Source organism: Vibrio pomeroyi, from assembly GCF_024347595.1.
Classification (GTDB): domain Bacteria; phylum Pseudomonadota; class Gammaproteobacteria; order Enterobacterales; family Vibrionaceae; genus Vibrio; species Vibrio pomeroyi.
Map to the genome: position 1 here is coordinate 214,333 of NZ_AP025506.1, position 22,429 is coordinate 236,761.

General features: G+C 44.5%; 19 protein-coding genes and 2 pseudogenes. 10 read left to right on the plus strand and 11 right to left on the minus strand.

Annotation, left to right across the window (positions count from 1 at the left end; translation table 11 throughout):
• The first annotated feature begins 3 nt into the window (after positions 1–3).
• Together OCV12_RS00975 and OCV12_RS00980 are read left to right on the plus strand one after the other, a co-directional pair.
• Positions 4–552 (plus strand): sugar transferase, encoded by a 549-nt coding sequence (locus OCV12_RS00975; RefSeq protein ID WP_261885156.1) that lies wholly within the window; start codon positions 4–6, stop codon positions 550–552.
• 144 nt (positions 553–696) lie between these two features.
• Positions 697–2,628 carry a polysaccharide biosynthesis protein gene (locus OCV12_RS00980; protein WP_261885157.1) on the plus strand — a complete coding sequence of 644 codons (1,932 nt, stop codon included), beginning with the start codon at positions 697–699 and terminating at the stop codon, positions 2,626–2,628.
• A gap of 97 nt (positions 2,629–2,725) precedes the next feature.
• On the opposite strand, the pseudogene tnpA reads toward OCV12_RS00980, so the two are convergent.
• Positions 2,726–3,070 (minus strand): annotated as a pseudogene (gene tnpA / locus OCV12_RS00985) (IS200/IS605 family transposase).
• Positions 3,071–3,382: 312 nt separating this feature from the next.
• On the opposite strand from tnpA, the gene gpmM reads away from it, so the two are divergent.
• A complete protein-coding gene (gpmM, locus tag OCV12_RS00990; protein ID WP_261885158.1) occupies positions 3,383–4,915 on the plus strand; it encodes a 2,3-bisphosphoglycerate-independent phosphoglycerate mutase in 1,533 nt (510 codons plus the stop codon).
• Between the two features lie 316 nt (positions 4,916–5,231).
• Here gpmM and OCV12_RS00995 read toward each other — a convergent pair whose 3' ends face one another.
• Both OCV12_RS00995 and OCV12_RS01000 read right to left on the minus strand, forming a co-directional pair.
• Positions 5,232–5,747, minus strand: coding sequence for a methylated-DNA--[protein]-cysteine S-methyltransferase (locus OCV12_RS00995; protein ID WP_261885159.1), 516 nt, complete (start codon positions 5,745–5,747; stop codon positions 5,232–5,234).
• A gap of 348 nt (positions 5,748–6,095) precedes the next feature.
• Complete coding sequence (locus tag OCV12_RS01000; RefSeq protein WP_261885160.1) at positions 6,096–7,439, minus strand: MATE family efflux transporter; 1,344 nt, start codon at positions 7,437–7,439, stop codon at positions 6,096–6,098.
• 167 nt (positions 7,440–7,606) lie between these two features.
• On the opposite strand from OCV12_RS01000, the pseudogene OCV12_RS01005 reads away from it, so the two are divergent.
• The 5 genes and pseudogenes from OCV12_RS01005 (at position 7,607) to OCV12_RS01025 (ending at position 13,500) form a co-directional block, all read left to right on the plus strand.
• Positions 7,607–8,734: pseudogene (locus OCV12_RS01005) on the plus strand (LPS O-antigen chain length determinant protein WzzB).
• A 179-nt stretch (positions 8,735–8,913) separates the two neighbouring features.
• On the plus strand, positions 8,914–9,204 hold the full coding sequence (locus OCV12_RS01010) for a co-chaperone GroES (RefSeq protein WP_017061289.1): 291 nt from the start codon (positions 8,914–8,916) through the stop codon (positions 9,202–9,204).
• Positions 9,205–9,255: 51 nt separating this feature from the next.
• A complete protein-coding gene (gene groL / locus OCV12_RS01015; RefSeq protein WP_048607778.1) occupies positions 9,256–10,902 on the plus strand; it encodes a chaperonin GroEL in 1,647 nt (548 codons plus the stop codon).
• Between the two features lie 334 nt (positions 10,903–11,236).
• Entirely contained in the window at positions 11,237–11,794 is a 558-nt protein-coding gene (locus tag OCV12_RS01020) for a VC2662 family protein (protein WP_176680779.1), read from the plus strand.
• A gap of 281 nt (positions 11,795–12,075) precedes the next feature.
• Positions 12,076–13,500: a sensor domain-containing diguanylate cyclase gene (locus OCV12_RS01025; protein ID WP_261885916.1), complete on the plus strand. Its 1,425-nt coding sequence runs from the start codon at positions 12,076–12,078 to the stop codon at positions 13,498–13,500.
• 66 nt (positions 13,501–13,566) lie between these two features.
• Here OCV12_RS01025 and OCV12_RS01030 read toward each other — a convergent pair whose 3' ends face one another.
• From OCV12_RS01030 to epmB, 3 genes are all read right to left on the minus strand, one after another.
• Entirely contained in the window at positions 13,567–14,055 is a 489-nt protein-coding gene (locus OCV12_RS01030; RefSeq protein ID WP_048607785.1) for an MgtC/SapB family protein, read from the minus strand.
• A 105-nt stretch (positions 14,056–14,160) separates the two neighbouring features.
• Positions 14,161–14,688: a prepilin-type N-terminal cleavage/methylation domain-containing protein gene (locus OCV12_RS01035; protein WP_261885161.1), complete on the minus strand. Its 528-nt coding sequence runs from the start codon at positions 14,686–14,688 to the stop codon at positions 14,161–14,163.
• Between the two features lie 13 nt (positions 14,689–14,701).
• A complete protein-coding gene (gene epmB / locus OCV12_RS01040) occupies positions 14,702–15,724 on the minus strand; it encodes an EF-P beta-lysylation protein EpmB (protein WP_261885162.1) in 1,023 nt (340 codons plus the stop codon).
• Between the two features lie 33 nt (positions 15,725–15,757).
• Here epmB and efp point away from each other — a divergent pair, with 33 nt between their 5' ends.
• Positions 15,758–16,324: an elongation factor P gene (gene efp, locus OCV12_RS01045; protein WP_017067165.1), complete on the plus strand. Its 567-nt coding sequence runs from the start codon at positions 15,758–15,760 to the stop codon at positions 16,322–16,324.
• 303 nt (positions 16,325–16,627) lie between these two features.
• On the opposite strand, the gene frdD is transcribed toward efp, so the two are convergent.
• The 4 genes from frdD to frdA are packed head-to-tail and all read right to left on the minus strand — an operon-like array spanning position 16,628 to position 20,008.
• Positions 16,628–17,014, minus strand: a complete 387-nt coding sequence (gene frdD / locus OCV12_RS01050; RefSeq protein ID WP_261885163.1) for a fumarate reductase subunit FrdD — start codon at positions 17,012–17,014, stop codon at positions 16,628–16,630.
• A 12-nt stretch (positions 17,015–17,026) separates the two neighbouring features.
• Positions 17,027–17,410 carry a fumarate reductase subunit FrdC gene (frdC, locus tag OCV12_RS01055; protein WP_008219063.1) on the minus strand — a complete coding sequence of 128 codons (384 nt, stop codon included), beginning with the start codon at positions 17,408–17,410 and terminating at the stop codon, positions 17,027–17,029.
• 1 nt (position 17,411) lies between these two features.
• Positions 17,412–18,176, minus strand: coding sequence for a succinate dehydrogenase/fumarate reductase iron-sulfur subunit (locus OCV12_RS01060; protein ID WP_017631312.1), 765 nt, complete (start codon positions 18,174–18,176; stop codon positions 17,412–17,414).
• On the minus strand, positions 18,176–20,008 hold the full coding sequence (gene frdA, locus OCV12_RS01065) for a fumarate reductase (quinol) flavoprotein subunit (protein WP_261885164.1): 1,833 nt from the start codon (positions 20,006–20,008) through the stop codon (positions 18,176–18,178). The genes OCV12_RS01060 and frdA overlap by 1 nt, the downstream gene beginning before the upstream one ends.
• 451 nt (positions 20,009–20,459) lie before the next feature.
• Between frdA and epmA the strand changes: the two genes are divergently transcribed.
• Positions 20,460–21,431: an elongation factor P--(R)-beta-lysine ligase gene (gene epmA, locus OCV12_RS01070; RefSeq protein WP_261885165.1), complete on the plus strand. Its 972-nt coding sequence runs from the start codon at positions 20,460–20,462 to the stop codon at positions 21,429–21,431.
• Positions 21,432–21,488: 57 nt separating this feature from the next.
• Here epmA and OCV12_RS01075 read toward each other — a convergent pair whose 3' ends face one another.
• Positions 21,489–22,376: a DMT family transporter gene (locus tag OCV12_RS01075; RefSeq protein ID WP_017631310.1), complete on the minus strand. Its 888-nt coding sequence runs from the start codon at positions 22,374–22,376 to the stop codon at positions 21,489–21,491.
• Positions 22,377–22,429: the final 53 nt, after the last annotated feature.

Consider the following 22,429-nt stretch of genomic DNA (forward strand, 5'->3'; position numbering starts at 1 on the left):
CATATGATTCGATTATTAGATTTCTCTGCCGCTCTTGTGGGTTTGTTATTCCTATGGCCAATCCTATTTGTTGTAACAATTATTGGTTTATTTGATACAGGCAGTCCGATTTTTATACAAGAGCGAGTGGGAAGGAATAAAAAACCATTTAAACTATTTAAGTTTCGTACTATGTCGATGGAAACTAAGTCGGTGGCTAGTCATTTAGCAAGCAATAGTTCTATAACTAGGTTTGGTGGTTTTCTACGTAATACAAAACTTGATGAACTTCCGCAGTTAATCAATGTATTGAAAGGTGAAATGAGTTTAGTTGGGCCTCGTCCGAATTTATTCAATCAGGAAGTTTTAATTGAAGCTCGAGATACTCGAGGTGTTTACAATGTTTTACCTGGTATAACAGGGTTAGCCCAAGTGCAAAATATTGATATGTCTACTCCAGAGCTTTTGGCGACGGTAGATAAACAAATGATAGACTCTATGACGTTAAGTCAATACTTTAAGTATATATTTATGACAGTTAGTGGAAGTGGATCTGGTGATGCAATAAAGTAGTATCTATTCGAAGTGGGATACTCTCTATAGTGTTATTTTTCAATCTTGATACACTGTCTATTTCAAACTTCTTGGGTATCTCTGTAGCTATTACTTGGAGGAGTTTGTCAATTTCAAACGACTTTAATTTAATAAGATTATTTTATGCAACGTCTAAATTTTATCTGGCATCTCTCACGCGTCCATAAGAGACTTATCAGTGTTACCATTGACAGTCTTTTTATCCTTTTTTCTTTACATGCTGCTTTGTGGACAAGGCTAGGTGATGTTAGGTTTTTGAATGATAGTGATAATATATTATTGATTGGTTTAACTGTAGTATCAACAGTTCTGATTTTTACTAAAATAGGACTGTATCGAGCTGTACTTAGATACCTTACCTTTCAAGCCTTATTTATTGTTGCCTCCGGTGCAATATTATCAGCAGTCGCCTTGGCTGTATTTGCATACTACTTACAAGAACCAATTCCTCGCACAGTTCCTATTATTTACGGTGCTTACCTGGCGTTATTATGTGGCGGTTCACGTCTTGTCGTTAGGAATCTTGTCGCAACCACTTCAAAAGATCCTCGAGAAGAGGTTGTGATCTATGGAGCAGGATCTGGTGGGCGTCAGCTTGCTGTATCTCTTAGAGCGTCGGAAAAATATCGAATTCGAGCATTTATTGATGAAGATAAAACTCTTGTTAATACTATGATTTTAGGGTTACCGGTTGTAGACCTAGATAGTTCAAAAGCTATATTAAAAAAGTATGAGATTTCAAAAGTATTACTAGCAATACCTAGTGCTTCACGAGCTCGCCGCAAGCAAATTCTAGACTTATTAGCTCCGCTCCCGATAGAAGTTCAAACTGTGCCTGATATGGCTGATATCATATCAGGGAAGGCTAAAATAGATGAGCTGACTGACGTTCCCATTGAGGACTTGTTGGGACGTGATGCAGTTGCTCCCCAACAGGTGTTGATGGAAGCTAATATTAAAGACAAGGTGGTGATGGTGACAGGGGCTGGTGGCTCAATTGGCTCTGAGCTGTGTCGTCAAATATTGAAACAACAACCTAAAACCTTAGTTTTATTTGAGGTGTCTGAGTACGGATTATATCAGATCGACCGTGAGCTATCTCTACTGATAGAGAGCGAAGGTTATAATGTTGAAATAGTACCATTACTAGGCTCAGTTCAACGCTCTCATCGTTTGCTAACTTCAATGAAGTCCTTTGCCGTTCAAACAGTTTATCATGCTGCAGCATACAAGCATGTTCCTTTGGTTGAATATAATGTGGTCGAAGGTGTTCGTAATAATATTTACGGTACTTATTATACTGCAAATGCCGCAATTGAAGCAGGCGTTGAATCTTTTGTTCTTATTTCAACAGACAAGGCGGTTCGCCCAACGAATGTAATGGGAACGACTAAACGTATGGCCGAGTTAGGTTTACAAGCTTTAGCGGAACAAGAAAACCAAAAAGATAACGGTACACGTTTTTGTATGGTTCGTTTTGGAAATGTTCTTGGTTCCTCTGGTTCTGTTATTCCTTTATTTAAAAAACAAATTAAAACTGGTGGACCTTTAACCGTTACCCACCCCGACATTACTCGTTTTTTCATGACTATACCCGAAGCTGCTCAACTTGTCATACAAGCTGGTGCAATGGGTAAAGGAGGGGATGTGTTCGTTCTTGATATGGGTAAATCGGTAAAAATAACTTCTCTCGCTGAAAATTTAGTTAACCTTTCAGGACTTTCTATTAAGACGGAAGAGAACCCACATGGTGATATTGAAATTCAATTTTCGGGTCTTCGACCTGGCGAGAAACTTTACGAAGAGTTATTGATTGGAGATAATGTAAAACCTACAGCTCACGAGCGAATTCTTACAGCTCAAGAAGTATTTCTACCAATCGATGAATATGATGCGTTGCTCGAATCTTTAGATTTTGCTTGTCACAATCTTGAACATGATACAATTCGTCAACTTTTACTTGATGCACCAACTGGATTTAAGCCGACTGACGGGATTGGTGATTTAGTTTGGAATGCTGCTCTGAAACAAAAAGATGCAATAAAAAATAATTAATAGAAGCAGCGAGTAATTATGTTGCTAGCCTTTTCTTGGTGCTAAATATATCGATAGCGCTGAGTTTTCAGATGGATTAAATATCCGACTAAGTAAATTACCACCTTCTAAAGAAGGTGGTTTTGTGCGAGCCCCCGAAAAAGGGGAGGGCTTGGTTTAGTCCAGCGCCAATTACTGCTGATTCACGCACTCTTTTTTCTTGATATCTTACATAACGTCGAATGATTTTTTCATTAACTCCTACGCTATCGACAAAATCGTTCCTTTGCCAAAAGTGGTTATCCTAGTTTGCTTCTCCTTAAATATGGAAATTTACTAAAGAGTTTTAAAGCTATTTTGCCTTTCAATACGCCCATCCACTTGCATATCGATAACTTAGGTGGAACTTTTACTACCAAGTGCACGTGGTCAACCTAAATCGATGCTTTGGTGTCCACATCATGTAATATTGACATCTCCAAAATACGTGGGTGCTTGATTATATCTGCTCGTGTTATTTGTCCTCTTTGACTTCGCTAAAATCAAGGGAGCATTTAAATGGGCGGAACTACAGGCAAAGCGAAACTGAATGATAACCATCTACTGAAGTAGGTAGTTTAGAGCTGATAACATAAAATGACACTTTTTTTCACATCCGATCCGCCTACCTGCGCCCTTTCTTGATCTTCCGCTACAGTTTTGACTGTAAACTGTAGTAAAATTACGCTAATTTGTTTTTATACCGATTTATTTTGAATTGAACGAGGTCAGTCCTATGTCAGCTAAGAAGCCAATGGCTCTAGTGATCCTTGACGGTTACGGTTACCGTGAAGACAACCAAGACAACGCTATCGCGAACGCAAATACACCTGTATTAGACGGTCTTATTGCTAACCAACCTAACACGCTAATCTCGGCTTCTGGCTTAGATGTAGGCCTACCTGATGGTCAAATGGGTAACTCTGAAGTGGGTCACACCAACATCGGTGCGGGTCGTGTGGTATACCAAGATCTTACTCGTATTACTAAGTCAATTTCAGACGGCGAGTTCGGCCAAACTGAAACGCTAGTGAACGCTATTGATAAAGCGGTTAAAGCAGAGAAAGCGGTTCACATCATGGGTCTTATGTCTCCAGGTGGCGTTCACTCTCATGAAGATCACATCTACGCAGCTGTTGAAATGGCAGCAGAGCGTGGCGCAGAGAAAATCTACCTACACGCATTCCTAGACGGTCGTGATACTCCGCCACGTAGCGCAGAAAATACACTTGCACGTTTCCAAGAGCTATTCGCTAAGCTAGGTAAAGGTCGTGTGGCTTCGCTTATTGGTCGTTACTACGCAATGGACCGTGATAACAACTGGGATCGCGTTCAAGAATCTTACGACTTGCTGACTCAAGCAAAAGCTGAGTTCACATTCGACACTGCAGTAGCTGGCCTAGAAGCGGCTTACGCTCGTGACGAAAACGATGAGTTCGTTAAAGCGACTGAAATCAAAGCGGGAGGTGAAGAGTCTGCAGCTATCGTTGATGGCGATGCGGTTATCTTCATGAACTACCGTGCTGACCGTGCTCGTGAAATTACACGCACATTTGTTGCTGATTTCGATGGTTTTGCTCGTGACGTATTCCCAGCGATCGATTTCGTTATGCTGACTCAATATGCTGCAGACATCCCGCTTCTATGTGCATTCCCACCGGCTTCTCTAGAGAACACCTATGGTGAATGGCTATCGAAGGAAGGTAAAACACAGCTACGTATCTCTGAAACAGAGAAATACGCGCACGTTACCTTCTTCTTCAATGGCGGTATCGAAGACGAGTTCGAAGGTGAAGAGCGTCAACTTGTTGCTTCTCCAAAAGTAGCAACGTACGATCTACAGCCAGAAATGAGCGCACCAGAGCTAACTGAAAAGCTAGTTGCAGCAATCAAAGGCGGCAAATACGACGCTATCGTTTGTAACTTCCCTAACTGTGACATGGTTGGCCACACTGGCGTTTACGATGCAGCAGTGAAAGCTGTAGAGTCTCTAGACGAGTGTCTTGGTAAAGTGGTTGAAGCAATCAAAGAAGCTGACGGCCAACTGCTTATCACAGCAGACCACGGTAACGCAGAAATGATGGTTAACCCAGAAACGGGCGGCATCCACACAGCGCACACTAACCTGCCAGTGCCACTTATCTATGTAGGTAACAAAGACGTTGAGTTCAAAGAAGGCGGTAAACTGTCTGACTTAGCACCAACGATGCTTTCTTTATCTGGTATCGCAATCCCTGCTGAGATGTCAGGCGATGTGATCGTTAAGTAATCACTTAACTGTCATCGAATACTAGAACGGCTACACGCGAGTGTAGCCGTTTTTTTGTATCTAGAGCTTGGAGAATAGATGCGAGATACTAGTATACGAGATGAGGAGATCTTAAGAGAGGGGCGTGATGTCAGTAAGCCGGTCACGAAAAGAATGAGAACCGTACATGTTTTCGCATCCCGAATATCTCCTCTCTCATCCGCTTTATCCCATCATTCCAGAATTGAGGAACGAAATATGTGGAATCTCATGTTACGTTGATGTGTCACATTCAGTACCTTGAGAGAGATTCCCTATCACACTCGTTTACTCGTATCTATGCTATATGTATTTCGTACCCCGTATACTCGCATCTCGCTTTCAGAACTGACTGTTCAAAATCCAACAACCACTCCTTGCGGTTCATGCCTCCGGTATAGCCTGTTAATGTTCCATTGGCACCAATCACTCGATGACATGGAACCACAATACTAAACGGGTTCTTACCGTTTGCACCACCTACAGCCCTTACTGCTTTTGGTTTGCCCATTCTCTTTGCTTGTTCGCCATAGCTAATAGTTTCGCCATAAGGAATAGAAGTGAGAGCCTGCCAAGCTGATTTTTGAAAGTCCGTGCCTTTTGTCGCTTTCAATGGCAAATCAAATTCAGTTCTTTGACCAGTAAAATACTCGTCGAGTTGGCGAGATACTTTGAGGCATAATTCATCGTGGTTGCAAACAATAGCCTCATCATGGTTCAAATGGTCGATCTCTATAATCGATACGCCATCACTAACAATGATCATCTTGCCAATTGGTACTTCGTAGAGCATTTTGTAAGTACAGCCTTCCATGTCATCTTCCTTCTTCTAGTCTCTTTCTACTCTAAAGCACTTCGAATGTAGTATCCGCTTAACGCTCTAAACCCTTTTCTCATATTGATACCTGAATCTCTTATCTGCTCTAAACCGTCATTCTAGAACTGAGGGACGAAGTGTACTAGAATCTCAAACAATGCGGCATTAGCCATGAATAATAGATTCCCTACTGTGCTCATTACTCGCTATAGGGAATGACGTGGTTTTATTCGAATGTCACTTGAGCTTGATATTCGTTCTGAAATCCTATCGAATCCGCTTGTTGTCTTTTCGCATCCCGCAACTCGAATCCCGCATCTGCTTTTTAATCTTTTTGCATCTCGATTACTCGCATCCCGCATCTGCTTTAACCCTTATACGAAGCGCAAACAGGTACCCTGAAATACCACCCATGATGTTTCCTAACGCTAGGCCGATAAACAGCCCTTCGACGCCATCAAGTTGGCTGCCTACCCAGGCAAATGGCAGGGTAAATACGAACAGGCGCATGAAGCTCCATTGGAAGGCTTTCATTGGTTGATGCATGGCGTTCATAGCACTTATTAACATCATCACAATGCCTTGGAAGCCGTAGCTAAATGGCACAACTAATAGGTAGTGCCACAAGATACCTCGAACTGACTCCTCTTGAGAAAAGAGGGCGGCTAACGGTATGCTCAAAGGCACCATCATTAAAAAGATTAAACCTTGGAATAGCACGGCGAAACGCATGCTTAAGAACAGGGCTTTGAAGCTGCGTTGTGGATTCTCTGCCCCAAAGTTTTGCGCCATAAAAGGGGTGAGTGCCGAAGTGAGAGACATCAAGACGATGATAAGAATCGATTCAATACGCTGAGCAGCACCATAAGCAGCCACGGCTTCGGTTCCTTGTTTGGCCAACATCATCATAATGATGGCACCTGCGAGTGGGTTCAATGCATTGGAAAGTGCAGCGGGTGTGCCAATGGTGAGGATTTGTTTCCAGTCGCGGACAACTTCTTGAACTTTTGGCAGAGCGAGTAACTTCTCTCGTTTGATTAATACATACAGCGAACCACACAACGCACCAAACCAACTGAAACCACTGGCGATGGCGGCGCCTTGTATCCCAAGTTCAGGGAAAGGCCCGTAACCGAAGATCAGCAGCGGGTCGAGAATACCGTTAATCAGACCCGCCAACATCATGATCTTAGCGGGGGTTTTGGTATCGCCACTCGCTCGTATCGCGCTATTGCCTGCCATTGGGATAACAAGCAGTGGAATGGCTAAGTACCAAACCGTCATGTATTCAGATATCAGTGGCAATAACTCTGGTTCTGTCCCCAATAAGATAAACATCGGCTCAAGTGTCACCAATCCTAGTATGGATGCAAAGCCAACAAGTAGCACAGCAAGCAATAATCCATGACAAGTAAAGCGAGCGGCATTTTGTGCGCAGCCTTGGCCCAGTAACCGCCCAATACATGTGGAAAGCCCCACACCTATGCCCATGGTGATGCAGTTAATGGCGAAGGTAACTGGAAAGGTAAAGCTCACAGCTGCAAGTGCTTGAGTGCCTAGTAATGAGATAAAGAAAGTATCGACCAAGTTAAACATCAAGATCGCAACCATGCCGAAGATAGTCGGAATGGTCATGGTACGTAATGTACTCGCAATTGGGGCGGTTAATAGCCCGTGCTTATCTTGCATGTAAAACGCCGATTGAACTAGAATATAGTTAGAATATAGTTAGAATACAGTGAATTGTGAGTAGGCTGAAGATCGTTGTCATAAAGTTTACAAATCGCACAATACTAACAGCATACGGTGTGATAGCATTCTGCCGTTATTTATTTAGATGTTTTGAGAGATTTACCGTGAAGCAAAAGAGTCAACTACAGCAGTACTCCCCTGAGAATCTACCAATGTATAATTCAAATGAAGAAATTGACTTTCGAGTGCTTTTTAGAACATTGTGGAACGGGAAATTAATAATTATACTTTCCACTGTATTGTTTCTAGTGGGTAGTTTTTGCTTTGCCTTACTAACTCAAGAGTGGTGGTCTTCGGAAGCAAAGATCACTGAGCCTTAACCTCAACATATCGCAGCTTACCAGCATCAAGTTAGTCAGTTCCAGCCAGTTTTTAATATTTATCAAGACGATGGAACAGTATTAGTTAGTAAAGAATTAGAAGGGCTAGTGGATGCTGAGACTCTATTCAAGCGTTACATACACTCTTTTAATTCGACAAACAATAAGCGCACTTTTTTAGATAGTAACTCGGACTTTCAAAAACTTAAAAGCCGACTCGTTGATGGCGCTTCCAAAACAACAGATGATGAAGTAATTCGTAGGTTGTACGCTGAGTGGTTTGAGAGAATTACAGCATCTATCGTCGGTAAGAATGAGCGGAATTCCCCCTATGTGGTTAAATTTCAAACTGCTACAAAACAAAGTAGCTTCGAGTTGTTATCTGCTTATATTTCATTTACTGAATCGAGAGTGCGTGAGGACGCATTTAATAACCTACAAGCTGTGCTCTATGGTAAACGTAACGAGTTGATGCAGCAAAAAAGGATTCTCGAGAGCCAGGCTAAAAATCAATTATTGGTAGAAACGGAAAGAGCTAGGTTCGCCATGGGAATTGCGGAAGCAGCAGGTGTAGACAAACCCATACAAACAGGCAATGAGAAAGAACTGTTTAGTATTGACTTGGGTGCAAGAGGCTTAAGTGCGAAAGTTAAAGCTTTAGAATCAGTTAAAAATTTAAGTGTTATAGAGCCTCGTTTACAACAGATTAACGCAAAGTTAGATATGCTGAACAACCTTGAAATTGACCGCACCGTTGATTTTCAAACGTTTCGTTATCTAGAAAATGTTGAACAGCCAATTACTCGAGATAAACCCAAACGTGCTTTGATTGTCGTTTTAGGCACATTATTAGGTGGCATGCTGGGTGTTGCGATAGTGCTAATACGATTTGCGTTTAGAAAAGAAGACTAAGTTTCAAACGGCTAGTGCGACTCACTAGCCGTTTTTTGTTTACATTTGTTGTTTGAGTTTCTTCACAAAAGTTCTACTCACCCCCTTGGGATCTTCCGCATCGCCCCAACATACTCTTTAACCCCATGCCAATCGTGGCAACTATCAAATTAAATGGAAATTATCAGGAGATACGACCGATGAATATCCGTCCTCTACACGACCGAGTTATCGTTGAGCGCCAAGAAGTTGAATCTAAATCTGCTGGTGGCATCGTTCTAACTGGTTCTGCCGCTGAAAAATCAACTCGCGGTACAATTCTAGCTGTTGGCAAAGGCCGCATCCTAGAAAACGGTTCAGTACAACCATTGGACGTTAAAGTTGGCGACACTGTTATCTTTGCTGAAGGCTACGGCACTAAGTCAGAAAAGATCGACGGTAAAGAAGTTCTGATCATGTCTGAAAACGACATCATGGCGATCGTTGAGTAATCCGACCCATAAAACTGAACTGACTGAATAAAGAATTTAAAGGAAATAAAGATGGCTGCTAAAGACGTTAAATTTGGTAACGACGCACGTATTAAAATGCTAGAAGGTGTAAACGTTCTGGCTGACGCTGTAAAAGTAACGCTAGGTCCTAAAGGCCGTAACGTTGTTCTAGACAAATCATTTGGCGCACCAACAATCACTAAAGATGGTGTTTCTGTAGCACGTGAAATCGAACTTGAAGACAAGTTCCAAAACATGGGCGCACAAATGGTTAAAGAAGTAGCTTCGCAAGCGAATGACGCAGCGGGCGACGGCACAACAACTGCAACCGTTCTTGCTCAAGCTATCATCACTGAAGGCCTAAAAGCTGTAGCGGCTGGCATGAACCCAATGGATCTTAAGCGCGGCATCGACAAAGCGGTTATCGCTGCAGTTGAAGAGCTAAAAGGTCTTTCCGTTCCATGTTCTGATACTAAAGCTATCGCTCAAGTAGGTACTATCTCTGCGAACTCTGATTCGACAGTAGGTAACATCATTGCTGAAGCGATGGAAAAAGTGGGTCGTGATGGCGTAATCACCGTTGAAGAAGGTCAGGCTCTACAAGACGAGCTAGACGTAGTTGAAGGTATGCAGTTCGACCGCGGTTACCTATCTCCTTACTTCATCAACAACCAAGAAGCGGGTTCTGTTGATCTAGAAAGCCCATTCATTCTTCTTATCGACAAGAAAGTTTCGAACATCCGTGAACTTCTTCCGACTCTAGAAGCAGTTGCTAAGGCATCTCGTCCACTTCTTATCATCGCTGAAGATGTAGAAGGCGAAGCGCTTGCAACTCTAGTTGTGAACAACATGCGTGGCATCGTTAAAGTGGCAGCTGTTAAAGCACCTGGTTTCGGTGACCGTCGTAAGTCTATGCTTCAAGATATCGCTATCCTAACGGGTGGTACGGTTATCTCTGAAGAGATTGGCCTAGACCTTGAGAAAGTAACGCTAGAAGACCTAGGTCAAGCTAAGCGTATTACTATCACTAAAGAAAACTCGACTATCATCGATGGTGCGGGTGATGAAGTGATGATCCAAGGTCGCGTTTCTCAAATCCGTCAACAAATCGAAGACGCAACTTCAGACTACGACAAAGAGAAGCTTCAAGAGCGCGTAGCTAAGCTAGCTGGCGGTGTTGCAGTAATCAAAGTAGGTGCTGCGACTGAAGTTGAGATGAAAGAGAAGAAAGACCGCGTAGAAGATGCACTTCACGCAACTCGCGCTGCAGTTGAAGAAGGTGTGGTTGCTGGTGGTGGTGTTGCACTTATCCGTGCTGCATCTAAAGTTGCTAACCTTGAAGGTGACAACGAAGAGCAAAACGTAGGTATCCGTGTTGCACTACGTGCAATGGAAGCGCCTATCCGTCAAATCACTAAGAACGCAGGCGACGAAGAGTCTGTTGTTGCTAACAACGTTCGTGCTGGCGAAGGTAACTACGGTTACAACGCGGCGACTGGCGAATACGGCGACATGATTGCAATGGGTATCCTAGATCCAACTAAGGTGACTCGTTCTGCATTACAATTCGCAGCATCAGTTGCTGGTCTTATGATCACAACAGAAGCGATGGTGACAGACAAGCCTCAAGATTCAGCTCCTGCAATGCCTGATATGGGCGGCATGGGCGGTATGGGTGGCATGGGCGGTATGATGTAATCATCCTCTTTCTCTATAGCAGAGAAAGCCATACATAAGCTTTAAAGCGGAGACCTCGGTCTCCGTTTTTTATGTTTAGAAATCATCATTCCCTACTGCGAGGTACGAGCGTGATAGGGAATCTTTAGTGTTGTGCATCGAAATGTGTGCCGATGGCTACTCTTACCTCTTATCGTATCCCTTTCTTTATATTGCTCTTTATGATTTAGAGTCTTATATTCAACAGTACAGTTATGACATCGATTTAACATGGATAGCTGTTGAATAAAGGACAATAAATGCTTGATTGATAATGTATAAATCAAGTCAACAATAAGTCAGTGGAGACTCCCCAATGAAAAAACTACTTTCAGTACTTGCTGTGTCGGCAGCGGTAATGGCACCTGCGGCATTCGCTTCTTCGCCAGTTATGTTTTCAACAATCAACGGCTTCAACGCACCTGATTCAGATGCAGTTGGCGGTGTGCGCTTGGCTTTACTTCACGGACAAGTAAATGACCTTAAAGGTCTTGATCTTGCGGTTGTTGGTATGTCAGAAACACAAACCACAACAGGTGTGAACCTAGGTATTTTTGGTGCATCTAAAGTGAACCAAGAGATGACAGGTGCGTCACTGGGTTTCTTCAACTGGAACACAGGCCAAACAACGGGTCTTAACTTAGGTGCCGTGAACATCACTAACGATGTGAAAGGCGCGAACGTAAGTTTCGTAAACTACTCTGAAGGCGACACTATGGTCGATGTTGGCGCAGCTAACCTTTCAGATGTTTCTACGGTTCAGGTTGGTATCTTCAACAAAACCAACAAAATCGAAGGCGTACAGATTGGTCTGATCAACTGTGCTGACAACGGCTTCTTCCCGTGCTTCCCGATTGTGAACTTTGCTAAGTAAGACGGTATCTGAGCCTTTAGTTTCACTATCGGCGAGTGATTTTCTTATCTAGATTTAAAGCTATTCTCACGCCTAAGTTTTTCTGCTTAGGTGTGATTAGTTTTAGTCTCGGCCTTCATCTAATCCCTGTAAGCTACCCAATAAGCATGTTGTTTTATATTTAATGTTGCGCCGTTTTTATTTATAAGTACAATGTTCGATAAATCCCCAACGATGATTTATATGCTTTGATTAATCACCATACCGTCGATTTTAAAAGGGCTTTCTTAAGCCTGACCGCCATTTTTTTAGTAGTTTTGAGCTTGTTGCTCGTTGATTCAGCGGAAGAATCAGATAAACAGTATGGAATTGAAAACCAAGGCGTGACACGCTCTTTAACCGAGCTCACACAGATCATTAATGCACTTGAGTACAACATCACTGCGCTCTACCCATTGCATGGAGATACCTACGTATTTTCTCATGACAAAAAGGTTGAGGGTGAGACGTGTTACTTTATTAGTGAAGAGCAGCAAGCCCCTCGTTTTGACTTTATGTTCTCTGGCCCGAGCGAGATGTGCGACCCTAATTCAGAACTTCACTCTGAAGCGGCCAAGCGCTTATTCATCGCACCTACCATGGCGTATTTCGCCAACACCATAGAGACCATCTCTACGATTTACTTCATCTCGAAAGAGAAGTTCATCATCTCTTCGCCTTCTGACTTTGCTAGCTACATTAAGGGCGATACTTTTGATTCGGTCGTGAATAGCCGTCCTTATTGGGTGAATACGATTCGCTTTGGCCTCTCTCAAGGCAAAGAACAGGTGGTGTATACCGGGCAATATGATGACTACCTGACCGGAAAGAAAGTCGTGACCTTAACCAAGGGGATCTACGTCAATGGCGAGTTCAAAGGGGTGTTAGGCGTTGATGGTTATGTTTCTAATCTCGTATCGAATCCAGCACATGGTTATGAGGTGACGAGTGTCAGAGGTGCCAACAAATATGGCTTGATGGATTTTACCCACTCACGACCTTTGTATGTCGATGGCATCAACACACAGCTATACCTGACTATCGAAGAAGATAAGAGCGAGCACTTCTTACATGTGTTGGAGATGGAGAGGGTTCAGTTATTCATTTTACTGGCTTTGTATCTTGTATCAGCCTTGTCGCTGTGGCGCTTCTATACCAAACAAGAACATAAGCGTTTAAATGATTTAGCGATGCAAGATCCGCTGACAGGGTTATTGAATCGACGTGGTTTTGAGGCTCGATTACTGGCGCAAGATGAAGAGCCGATTATTGGCGTGGGCGTGTTTGATATCGATGACTTCAAGGTGGTGAACGATCAACATGGTCATAAAGTAGGGGATGAGGTGATCTGTCACGTCGCTCAACTGATGATGAACAGTGTTAGGCAGCAAGACATTGTGGCTCGCTTTGGCGGTGAGGAGTTTGTTGTCGCGATTACGGGCGAATCATCTGAGCTGCTTTCATCGATCTTTGAGCGAATTCAAAACGACATCAGCTTACAGAGCTATCGATGTCCAACAGGCGATAAAATCAGTATCTCGGTCTCTGGTGGCGCGACGCTCTACTCTCTGTATAAATTCGACAGTGTAGGGCACTTGTGGGAAAACCAGAGTATCCGTTCGTCTGATGAACAGCTCTACAAAGCTAAAGCCGCGGGTAAGAATCAAGTGTGTATTGAGGTGTATTAATTTGCCGGATACACAAAAGGCCTAGCCACACGACTAGGCCTTTTTAATGTTTGTCTTAGATTGAGGCTACTTCTTCACGCGTCCTTTGCGCATCCACTTCTGGTGAACACCACGGCGCAAGCTCTGAAAGCTGTTTTCCACCTTATCGACACCAAGCAGAATCACGAGCGCCATTAGCGTAATAATGACTGATTGTGAAAGGTGACCAAGGGCAATCATCATCCCAAGTGCAGCAAGCACCCAGATAATGGCTGCTGAGGTCACGCCATGAATCTTGCCGTCTAGCGTCATCATCACGCCTGCACCAAGGAAACCCACCCCAGTAATGATCTGACCAAGCACACGAGCTTGATCGAGCGTATTAGGGGAAAGGCTAATCGCCATGGTGAGGAAGAAGTAAGTACCGCTGATGATCAGAATCGAGGTTCTGATGCCTACTGGTTTACCGCGTGTTTGCCGCTCGATGCCGATTAACGAACCACACAGCATGCATACTGCAAGGCCTGCCCAGCTAAAGGGGGCAAGGTTGAGAGTTTGTTCTATAAATTGTGTCATATCACCCCTCCTAAAAATTTAGAATAGAGCCGAGTATGCTAATAATAGACCGGACGATCGAACAAAAACTTTTTGTCTTAACGATTGATAAAGATGACTTAAAATCTAGCAACCGTCTGTTGTTAACGTGAATACTGGTGTAGTGGTCTCAGTCGCTTCTTGATACTCCAGGTAGCAGTTATCAGACTGATTTTTTCGGCTAGAAGGAGCATAGATAATTGTTCCATCTCCGGCACTTACATTGGTAAAGAACCAGTCTGCTCGACCTGTATCCCAAACCGCATCTAAGAAGGTGGATTCGATGAGTTGTGACCAAGTCTGTTTATTCATCGCTGCAGGGTAGCCATAGGCCACTAATATATCGTCGCCCTCAACATTTACTGACGCACTCGCTGCTTTATCTAAGCCTAATGCTGATGTCTTACCATAAAGCATAGCACTTGCGCCTTCCATCCCGCCTTTGAGGCCATTTAATGTCGAGATGCGAGCATCGCTTTGAAGATTGAGAAACTTAGAAGCCGCAGTGACTGACACAATACCCAGAATTACGATCACCACTACCAGTTCGATAATGGTGAAGCCTTTTGAAAGGTGTTTTATCGCTGATGGCATAACTGAGGCATTGCGTTTCATTGATACGACTTCTCTATTCAATGTGTAGGTCGAGTGGTGTCTTGCTAGTGCGACCGCCGATCTCGCGAGTGAGTTTTGGTACTAGATAGCCAGAAACCTCAGAGATCAAACCCTTGAAGTGGTGCTTTGCCTCTTCATCCGAAATATAGAAGTGCGCTGCGCCCTGAACTTTATCAAGTACATGCATATAGTAAGGTAAAACACCGGCGTCGAATAGCCTTTCACTTAAATCTTTCAATAAGTTAGCGCTATCATTGACACCTTTCAGCATCACGCCTTGATTAAGCAGAGTCGCACCCGTTTGCTTCAGTTTTTGGAAGGCTTGCTTTAGCTCTACATCGATCTCATTGGCATGATTAATATGGCTAACCATGACCACATTAAGGCGAGTGTTAGCCAATATTTGGCACAGTTCGTCAGTCACACGTGCTGGAATCACGACTGGTAATCGGCTATGAATACGAACGGTTTTCACATGTGGAATTTTTTCAATAGCGTTAATGAGCCATTCGATCTCGTTGTCTTTGGCCATCAAAGGATCGCCACCAGATAAGATAACCTCGTTGATCTCCGAGTGCTGAGCCACATAGTCGAGACTGGTTTGCCAAACCGATTTTGAGCCCTTGTTATCTTGATACGGAAAATGACGACGGAAGCAGTAGCGACAATTGATCGCACAGCCACCTTTCACAATCATCAATGCGCGGTTTTTGTATTTGTGCAGTAGCCCGGGAATAGCGTTGTCTTGCTCTTCTAGTGGATCGGCGGAATAGCCCTGATGAACCTCAAATTCTTCACTTAGCGGTAAAACCTGTCGCAGCAAAGGGTCGTGTGGATTGCCTTTTTCCATTCGTTCGACAAAGCTAAGAGGAACCCGAAGTGCAAATAACTCACGTGCAGCAAAGCCTGCTTGCCACGGTGTTGGGTCTATTTCCAATGCCTCAAGCAGTTTTGTCGGGTCAGAGATCGCATTCGATAGTTGTTTGAGCCAGTTTTGCTCAACAGATTCGACTTTTCGGGTTATGATATGCGGCATTGAAATTAACTCAAAGATGTGGAAGAGAAAATCATGGCGTCAGTAAGCACCAATGAATTCAAAGGCGGTTTAAAATTCATGATGGATAACGAGCCTTGCTCAATTATCGAAAATGAATACGTTAAGCCAGGTAAAGGCCAAGCGTTTAACCGTGTTAAACTTCGTAAACTGCTGTCAGGCAAAGTGTTAGAGAAAACATTTAAGTCAGGCGATACAGTAGAACTAGCGGACGTTGTAGACGTTGAACTAGGCTACCTATACAGCGATGGCGAATTCTACCACTTCATGAACAACGAAACATTCGAGCAAATCGCTGCTGATGCAAAAGCAGTAGGCGAGACTTCTAAATGGTTAGTTGAAAACGACGTATGTACTCTAACGTTGTGGAATGATAACCCTATCACAGTAACTCCACCAAACTTTGTTGAGATCGCAGTAACAGAAACCGATCCTGGCCTTAAAGGCGACACACAAGGTACTGGCGGTAAGCCTGCAACTCTAGCAACTGGCGCGGTAGTTCGCGTACCTCTATTCATCGCAATCGGTGAAGTTGTTAAAGTTGATACTCGTACTGGCGAATACGTTGGTCGTGTGAAGTAATTTACTTCAAGTATCTGAAAAAGGTCGCTTAGGCGGCCTTTTTTTGTATCTGGAGAACGGGGAAGAGCGGAAGAGGAAGATACGCGTAAACGAGATGCGGGATGCGAAGAGCTTGAAGGGCAGATGCGCGTAAACGAAATGCGAGATACGAAGAGCGGGAAGAGCAAGAGTGAGTGACCTGGATGTGTGCTATTCGACAAGCAACAAAAAAGCAGAGCTGGGTAACCTAGCTCTGCTTTTAGTCTTTTCGCTCTTAAGCTTTTCGATACTCGTTTACCCGAATCTCGAATCTGCTCTTAACTGTTAAATCATAAAGATGAAAATAACAGACAATACGCTGATTAGGCCTGCAAAGAAGTAGCAGCCCACTTTACCAGCAACGCCGACGTGGAACTTAAGGTCGTGCATGCCGTGGTGAAGACGGTGCATTGCGTGCCACATTGGCAGTGCTAGCGTACCGATGATGAATAGCGCACCGATAATGCTGGTCGCGAACTCAGACACACGCTCGTAGCTCATTGCGTCCGCATCAATGATGCCCATTGGCACTAAGATACCTAACACTAGAACTGTGATTGGTGTGATCATCGCGAACCAAGTACCGCCAGCGCCGAATAGACCCCACCAGATTGGCTCATCAGAGCGTTGAGGATTGTGGTTAACAGGCTTAACTTTGTAGTTTGTGTTCATAACGAAAGCTCCTTACACCACAACAAGAACGATTAAAGAAATAAAAGCCACCGCAGCCCACTGAGTCAGTACGATGATTCTCTTATCAACCAATTTACCTTTCAGGCGGATTGGCATTACTTGAGGCATCATGCTGAAGAAGGTTTGAGCGTGCATTAAGCTACCTAGCAGTGCCACGATATTAATACCGACAATGATAGGGTTCGCCATAAAGCTCAACCAACCTGCCCACGCTTCAGGGCCTTTCACTAGCGCACCTAAACCAAAAGTTAGGAACACAGTGAACAGAATCAAAGGCAGTACAGTTGCTTCACGTAGCATGTAGAAGCGGTAAAACGGATGGTTGCTCCACCACGTTCTCTTCATCTCACGAACATAAGGCTTACGATTGCTCATATTATGCCTCCTCTGCTGTTTTTACTTGCGACCCGTCTGGCTTGAACATCGAGATAACGAAGTCCATTGAAGACTCAACTTTACCTTGGTTCACTGCCGCTGCTGGGTCTACTTTCTTCGGACATACTTCTGAACAGTAACCAACGAACGTACAGCCCCAAGCGCCGTTTTCACCGTTGATAAGCTTCATACGTTCAGCTTTACCGTTGTCACGGCTATCTAGGTTGTAACGGTGAGCAAGAGTCAATGCCGCTGGGCCGATGAACTCAGGGTTTAGACCAAACTGAGGACATGCTGCGTAACAAAGACCACAGTTGATACAGCCAGCGAACTGTTTGTACTTCGCCATTTGCTCTGGAGTCTGAATGTTCGTGCCGTCTTCAGGCTTACGGTCGTTACCAATGATGTAAGGCTTAATCGCTTCAAGGCGCTCGATGAACGGCGTCATGTCGACAATCAAATCTTTTTCGATTGGGAAGTTAGCAAGCGGCTCGATAGTTAGGCCGTTCGGGTAGTCACGTAAGAAGCTCTTACACGCTAACTTAGGCACGCCATCAACCATGATGCCGCAAGAGCCACAGATCGCCATACGACAAGACCAACGGTATGAAAGGTCTTTGTCTTGGTGGTCTTTGATGTAACCAATCGCATCAAGTACCGACATGGTTTCATCGAATGGGACTTCGAAAGTCTGCATGTAAGGTTCTGCATCTTTCTCTGGGTCGTAGCGCAGAATGTCTACTTTTTGGATACGGTTCGCTGACATTATGCTTGCTCCTCTTCGCTCTTCTCATCTTTCTTAGCATTCGCTTCTGCAGCTTTTTCAGCGGCAGCGGCTTTCTCTGCTGCTTCACCGTATAGACGAGCTTTAGGTTGAGATTTAGTAATCTTCACGCCGCTGTAGTCGATAGTTGGTGCTGCATCTTCGTTGTAGAACGATAGAGAGTGTTTCAGGAAGTTCACGTCATCACGTTCTGTGCAGTTGTCGTCTAGACGTTGGTGTGCACCGCGAGACTCTTTACGAAGGATTGCTGAGTGAACCATCGCTTCTGCGACTTCTAGGCCGTAGCCGACTTCGATAGCGTAAAGTAGGTCAGTGTTGAATACTTTACCTTTGTCTTTAATGCTGATCTTCTTGTAGCGTGCTTTCAGTTCAGTGATCTTGTTGATGGTCTCTTGCATCAAGTCTTCTTGACGGTAGATTCCACAACCCGCTTCCATGGTGTGACCCATTTCAGTGCGGATATCAGCCCAGTTTTCGTCGCCTTCTTGGTTCATCAGCGCTGCGATGCGATCTTCAACCGCTTTTACTTGCTTAGCGATAGATTCTTCATTCCAGCCTTTGAATTCTGCTGCGCGTTTCACAGCGTGTTCACCGGCAACGCGGCCAAATACTACGAACTCAGCCAGAGAGTTTGAACCTAGGCGGTTTGCACCGTGTAGGCCAACTGAAGCACATTCACCAACCGCGAATAGGCCTTTGATGCGAGTTTCACAAGTACCGTTAGTTTCAATACCACCCATGGTGTAGTGAACAGTCGGACGAATTGGGATTGGCTCTTTTGCTGGATCGACGTTTACGTAGGCTTTTGCCAGCTCACAGATGAACGGTAGACGCTCTTGCAGGTACTCTTCACCAAGGTGGCGAAGGTCAAGGTGTACTACATCACCAAGAGGGTGCTTGATGGTGTTGCCTTTTTGCTGCTCGTGCCAGAATGCTTGAGAAACTTTGTCGCGAGGACCTAGTTCCATGTATTTGTTCTTCGGCTCGCCCACTGGTGTTTCAGGGCCCATGCCGTAATCTTGTAGGTAACGGTAGCCGTTCTTATTGACGATGATACCGCCTTCACCACGACAACCTTCGGTCATCAAGATGCCAGTGCCCGGTAGGCCTGTTGGGTGGTATTGAACAAACTCCATGTCACGCAGTGGCACACCGTGGCGATAAGCCATTGCCATACCGTCGCCGGTCACGATGCCACCGTTAGTATTGCAGTGATAAACACGACCTGCGCCACCGGTTGCTAGAACAACCGATTTTGCTTTGATGGTAACAAGTTCACCTTCAGACATATGAATCGCGATAAGGCCTTGTACTTCGCCTTCTTCAACGATCAAATCCACCACAAAGTACTCATCAAATCGTTTGATTGTGTCGTACTTCATCGAAGTCTGGAACAGAGTATGAAGCATGTGGAAGCCAGTCTTGTCTGCTGCGAACCACGTTCTCTCTACCTTCATACCGCCGAATCGGCGTACGTTTACTTCACCGTTTTCTTTACGACTCCATGGGCAGCCCCATTGTTCCATTTGGATCATTTCGCGAGTCGCGTTTTCAACAAAGTATTCAACAACATCCTGTTCACATAGCCAGTCGCCACCGCCAACAGTATCGTTGAAGTGGTTATCTAAGCTATCTTCGTCTTTAATTACCGCTGCTGAACCGCCTTCTGCTGCTACCGTGTGCGAACGCATTGGGTAAACTTTAGAAATCAGTGCTACTTCCAGTTCAGGATTAGCTTCAGCCGCAGCAATAGCTGTACGAAGACCAGCGCCGCCTGCGCCGATGACTGCGATATCTGTGGTAATTGTCTTCACAGTTATTCTCCAGTGTGATGCGGAGTATTCCGCTTGTTATTATAAAAAGCCTATTTAGAGAGCAGTAAACGGCATCAACCGATTATCACCCCTAAGCCTTAAGTGGTAGGTTCAGTGTAAGAGAGGAGGGTGTTTGAAAAATTGATGTATTTAGGTTTTTGCTTCGGTAATGCATATGGAGGCATAGAATTTATAGGTTATGTGACTGCAATCACGGCAATCAATTGTTGATAACGATTCCCCCACAAGGCTCGTGTTAACGGCTTGTTGAGTATGATTTTTGTTATCAATGCTGGGAGAGGTCAAATATGTATAAATGTATTGTAGAACGTGATTTTATGGCTTCATAAAAACCGTATGATGACCTCATTAATACAAAGATAGAAGCTTACAAAAGCGGCGAAAAGTGATAATTTTCGTCGCCTAGAATTCAGTGATATGGAACTTAGTAATGCACTCAACATGGCAACCTGCCGCAACCATTAAGCAGTTAAAGCAACGTGCTGATATCCTTAATCAAATCCGCCAGTTTTTTGCAGAGCGAGACGTGATGGAGGTCGATACGCCAGCCATGAGTCACGCTACGGTGACTGATGTGCATTTGCATACCTTCAAAACTGAATTCGTCGGTCCGGGTTATGCGCAAGGCCAACCACTGTTCTTTATGACAAGTCCTGAATTTCATATGAAGCGCTTGTTGGCAGCAGGAAGTGGCTGTATTTACCAAATTTGTAAGTCGTTTCGTAACGAAGAGAACGGCCGTTACCACAACCCTGAATTCACCATGCTGGAGTGGTATCGTGTTGGTTTTGATCATCATGATTTGATGGATGAGATGGACTTGCTACTACAGCAAATCTTAAAGTCGGGCGAAGCAGAGCGCATGACTTATCAACAAGCCTTCATCGATGTGCTAGGTGTGTGTCCACTTGAAGATTCGATGGATACCCTAAAACAAGCCGCAGCGAAACTGGGGTTGAGTGATATTGCCGAACCTGAAGAGGACCGCGATACCTTACTGCAACTGCTATTCAGCGTGGGTGTTGAGGAAAAGATTGGTCAAACAGTACCTGCATTCGTATATGACTTCCCGGCTTCACAGGCAGCATTAGCTAAGATTAACCCTGAGGATTCGCGAGTAGCTGACCGTTTTGAGGTGTACTTCAAAGGCATTGAGCTGGCAAACGGCTTCCATGAGCTGGATAAGCCTCAAGAGCAGCTTAAGCGCTTTGAAGATGACAATGCTAAACGTATTGAGATGGGCTTATCACCTCAACCGATTGACCATCATTTGATTGAGGCATTAAAAGCGGGCTTACCAGACTGTGCGGGTGTTGCTTTAGGTATCGATAGACTGATCATGCTGGCTTTGGGTTACGACCACATCGATGACGTGACCGCTTTCCCGTTCCCACGTTCTTAGTTTTCTGTTTTTACTGAGAGCTAATAGCTATTAACTCTCAGCTTCCAATCCGCTTCACTAGCTGACCAGAATACCAGTGCCGACCACTGCAACAATGGCACCGATCCAAGCGTAGGCATTTGGCCTCTGCTTGGTGTACAGCCATAGAATTGGTAGCAACATGATAGGTGTGGTTGAAGATAACAGAGCAACCATGCCGACATTCCCTTCCTGTAGTGCATACAAGATCAGCGTCATTCCTACTGCCATAGCAAGAAAGCCATTCACTGCGGTAATTGCGAATATTTGACCATTCATCGGATTCAGTGCGCGTGAAAGCTTGGCACCCGTTAAACGAAATGCGGAGTGGGCGACAAAGGCGGTGATCATTCGGATAGCAGAAGCGGCAACCGGGTCTATGCTGGTTTGCATCACGGGTTTGGCGATGATGCCACCTAATGCTTGGCAGATAGCCGCCGTGATTCCTAGAGCGACACCAATCCAAACGGTGCCTTTGATGGTTTCAAGTTGGTTGTTGGCTTGGCCGCGACGGCCAAAGAAGATCGCGGTTAATACGCCACTAAACACCAACGCCGAGCCAATTAGCTCGCCAGAAGTCATGCTTTCGCTAAACAGGAAGTAACCGAGGATCGCCGAGAACACGGCGTGACAAGAGAACAGTAAACCAGCTTGGCGCGGCCCCATGCGGTTCAAACAGGCAAATAGGGCAGTATCACCAATGAAGATACCAATCAGGCCAGACAGCATCATCGGTGTGACTAAATCTGCTTCGACAGTTGACCAGCCACCAGTAAACCAAGCCATGCTCGATAAGATAATAGCGGTACAACCCATGCGCCAACGACTATAGGCGAAAGAACCTAAGTGTTGAGCAGGCTTTACTGACATTAAGCTCGCAATCGCCCAAAGAAAAGCGGCAGCAAGAGCTAACCATTCGAATCCCATCTGAATAACATCCTTGTGTCTGGGATAAATTAGCTCATCAATATGCATCAAAC

Excerpts from the sequence above, each read along its gene's own strand:
- OCV12_RS00975 (WP_261885156.1), top strand. The coding sequence starts at position 4 with ATGATTCGATTATTAGATTTCTCTGCCGCTCTTGTGGGTTTGTTATTC.
- OCV12_RS00980 (WP_261885157.1), top strand. The coding sequence starts at position 697 with ATGCAACGTCTAAATTTTATCTGGCATCTCTCACGCGTCCATAAGAGA.
- gpmM (WP_261885158.1), top strand. The coding sequence starts at position 3,383 with ATGTCAGCTAAGAAGCCAATGGCTCTAGTGATCCTTGACGGTTACGGT.
- OCV12_RS00995 (WP_261885159.1), bottom strand. The coding sequence starts at position 5,747 with ATGGAAGGCTGTACTTACAAAATGCTCTACGAAGTACCAATTGGCAAG.
- OCV12_RS01000 (WP_261885160.1), bottom strand. The coding sequence starts at position 7,439 with ATGCAAGATAAGCACGGGCTATTAACCGCCCCAATTGCGAGTACATTA.
- OCV12_RS01010 (WP_017061289.1), top strand. The coding sequence starts at position 8,914 with ATGAATATCCGTCCTCTACACGACCGAGTTATCGTTGAGCGCCAAGAA.
- groL (WP_048607778.1), top strand. The coding sequence starts at position 9,256 with ATGGCTGCTAAAGACGTTAAATTTGGTAACGACGCACGTATTAAAATG.
- OCV12_RS01020 (WP_176680779.1), top strand. The coding sequence starts at position 11,237 with ATGAAAAAACTACTTTCAGTACTTGCTGTGTCGGCAGCGGTAATGGCA.
- OCV12_RS01030 (WP_048607785.1), bottom strand. The coding sequence starts at position 14,055 with ATGACACAATTTATAGAACAAACTCTCAACCTTGCCCCCTTTAGCTGG.
- OCV12_RS01035 (WP_261885161.1), bottom strand. The coding sequence starts at position 14,688 with ATGAAACGCAATGCCTCAGTTATGCCATCAGCGATAAAACACCTTTCA.
- epmB (WP_261885162.1), bottom strand. The coding sequence starts at position 15,724 with ATGCCGCATATCATAACCCGAAAAGTCGAATCTGTTGAGCAAAACTGG.
- efp (WP_017067165.1), top strand. The coding sequence starts at position 15,758 with ATGGCGTCAGTAAGCACCAATGAATTCAAAGGCGGTTTAAAATTCATG.
- frdD (WP_261885163.1), bottom strand. The coding sequence starts at position 17,014 with ATGAACACAAACTACAAAGTTAAGCCTGTTAACCACAATCCTCAACGC.
- frdC (WP_008219063.1), bottom strand. The coding sequence starts at position 17,410 with ATGAGCAATCGTAAGCCTTATGTTCGTGAGATGAAGAGAACGTGGTGG.
- OCV12_RS01060 (WP_017631312.1), bottom strand. The coding sequence starts at position 18,176 with ATGTCAGCGAACCGTATCCAAAAAGTAGACATTCTGCGCTACGACCCA.
- epmA (WP_261885165.1), top strand. The coding sequence starts at position 20,460 with ATGCACTCAACATGGCAACCTGCCGCAACCATTAAGCAGTTAAAGCAA.
- OCV12_RS01075 (WP_017631310.1), bottom strand. The coding sequence starts at position 22,376 with ATGGGATTCGAATGGTTAGCTCTTGCTGCCGCTTTTCTTTGGGCGATT.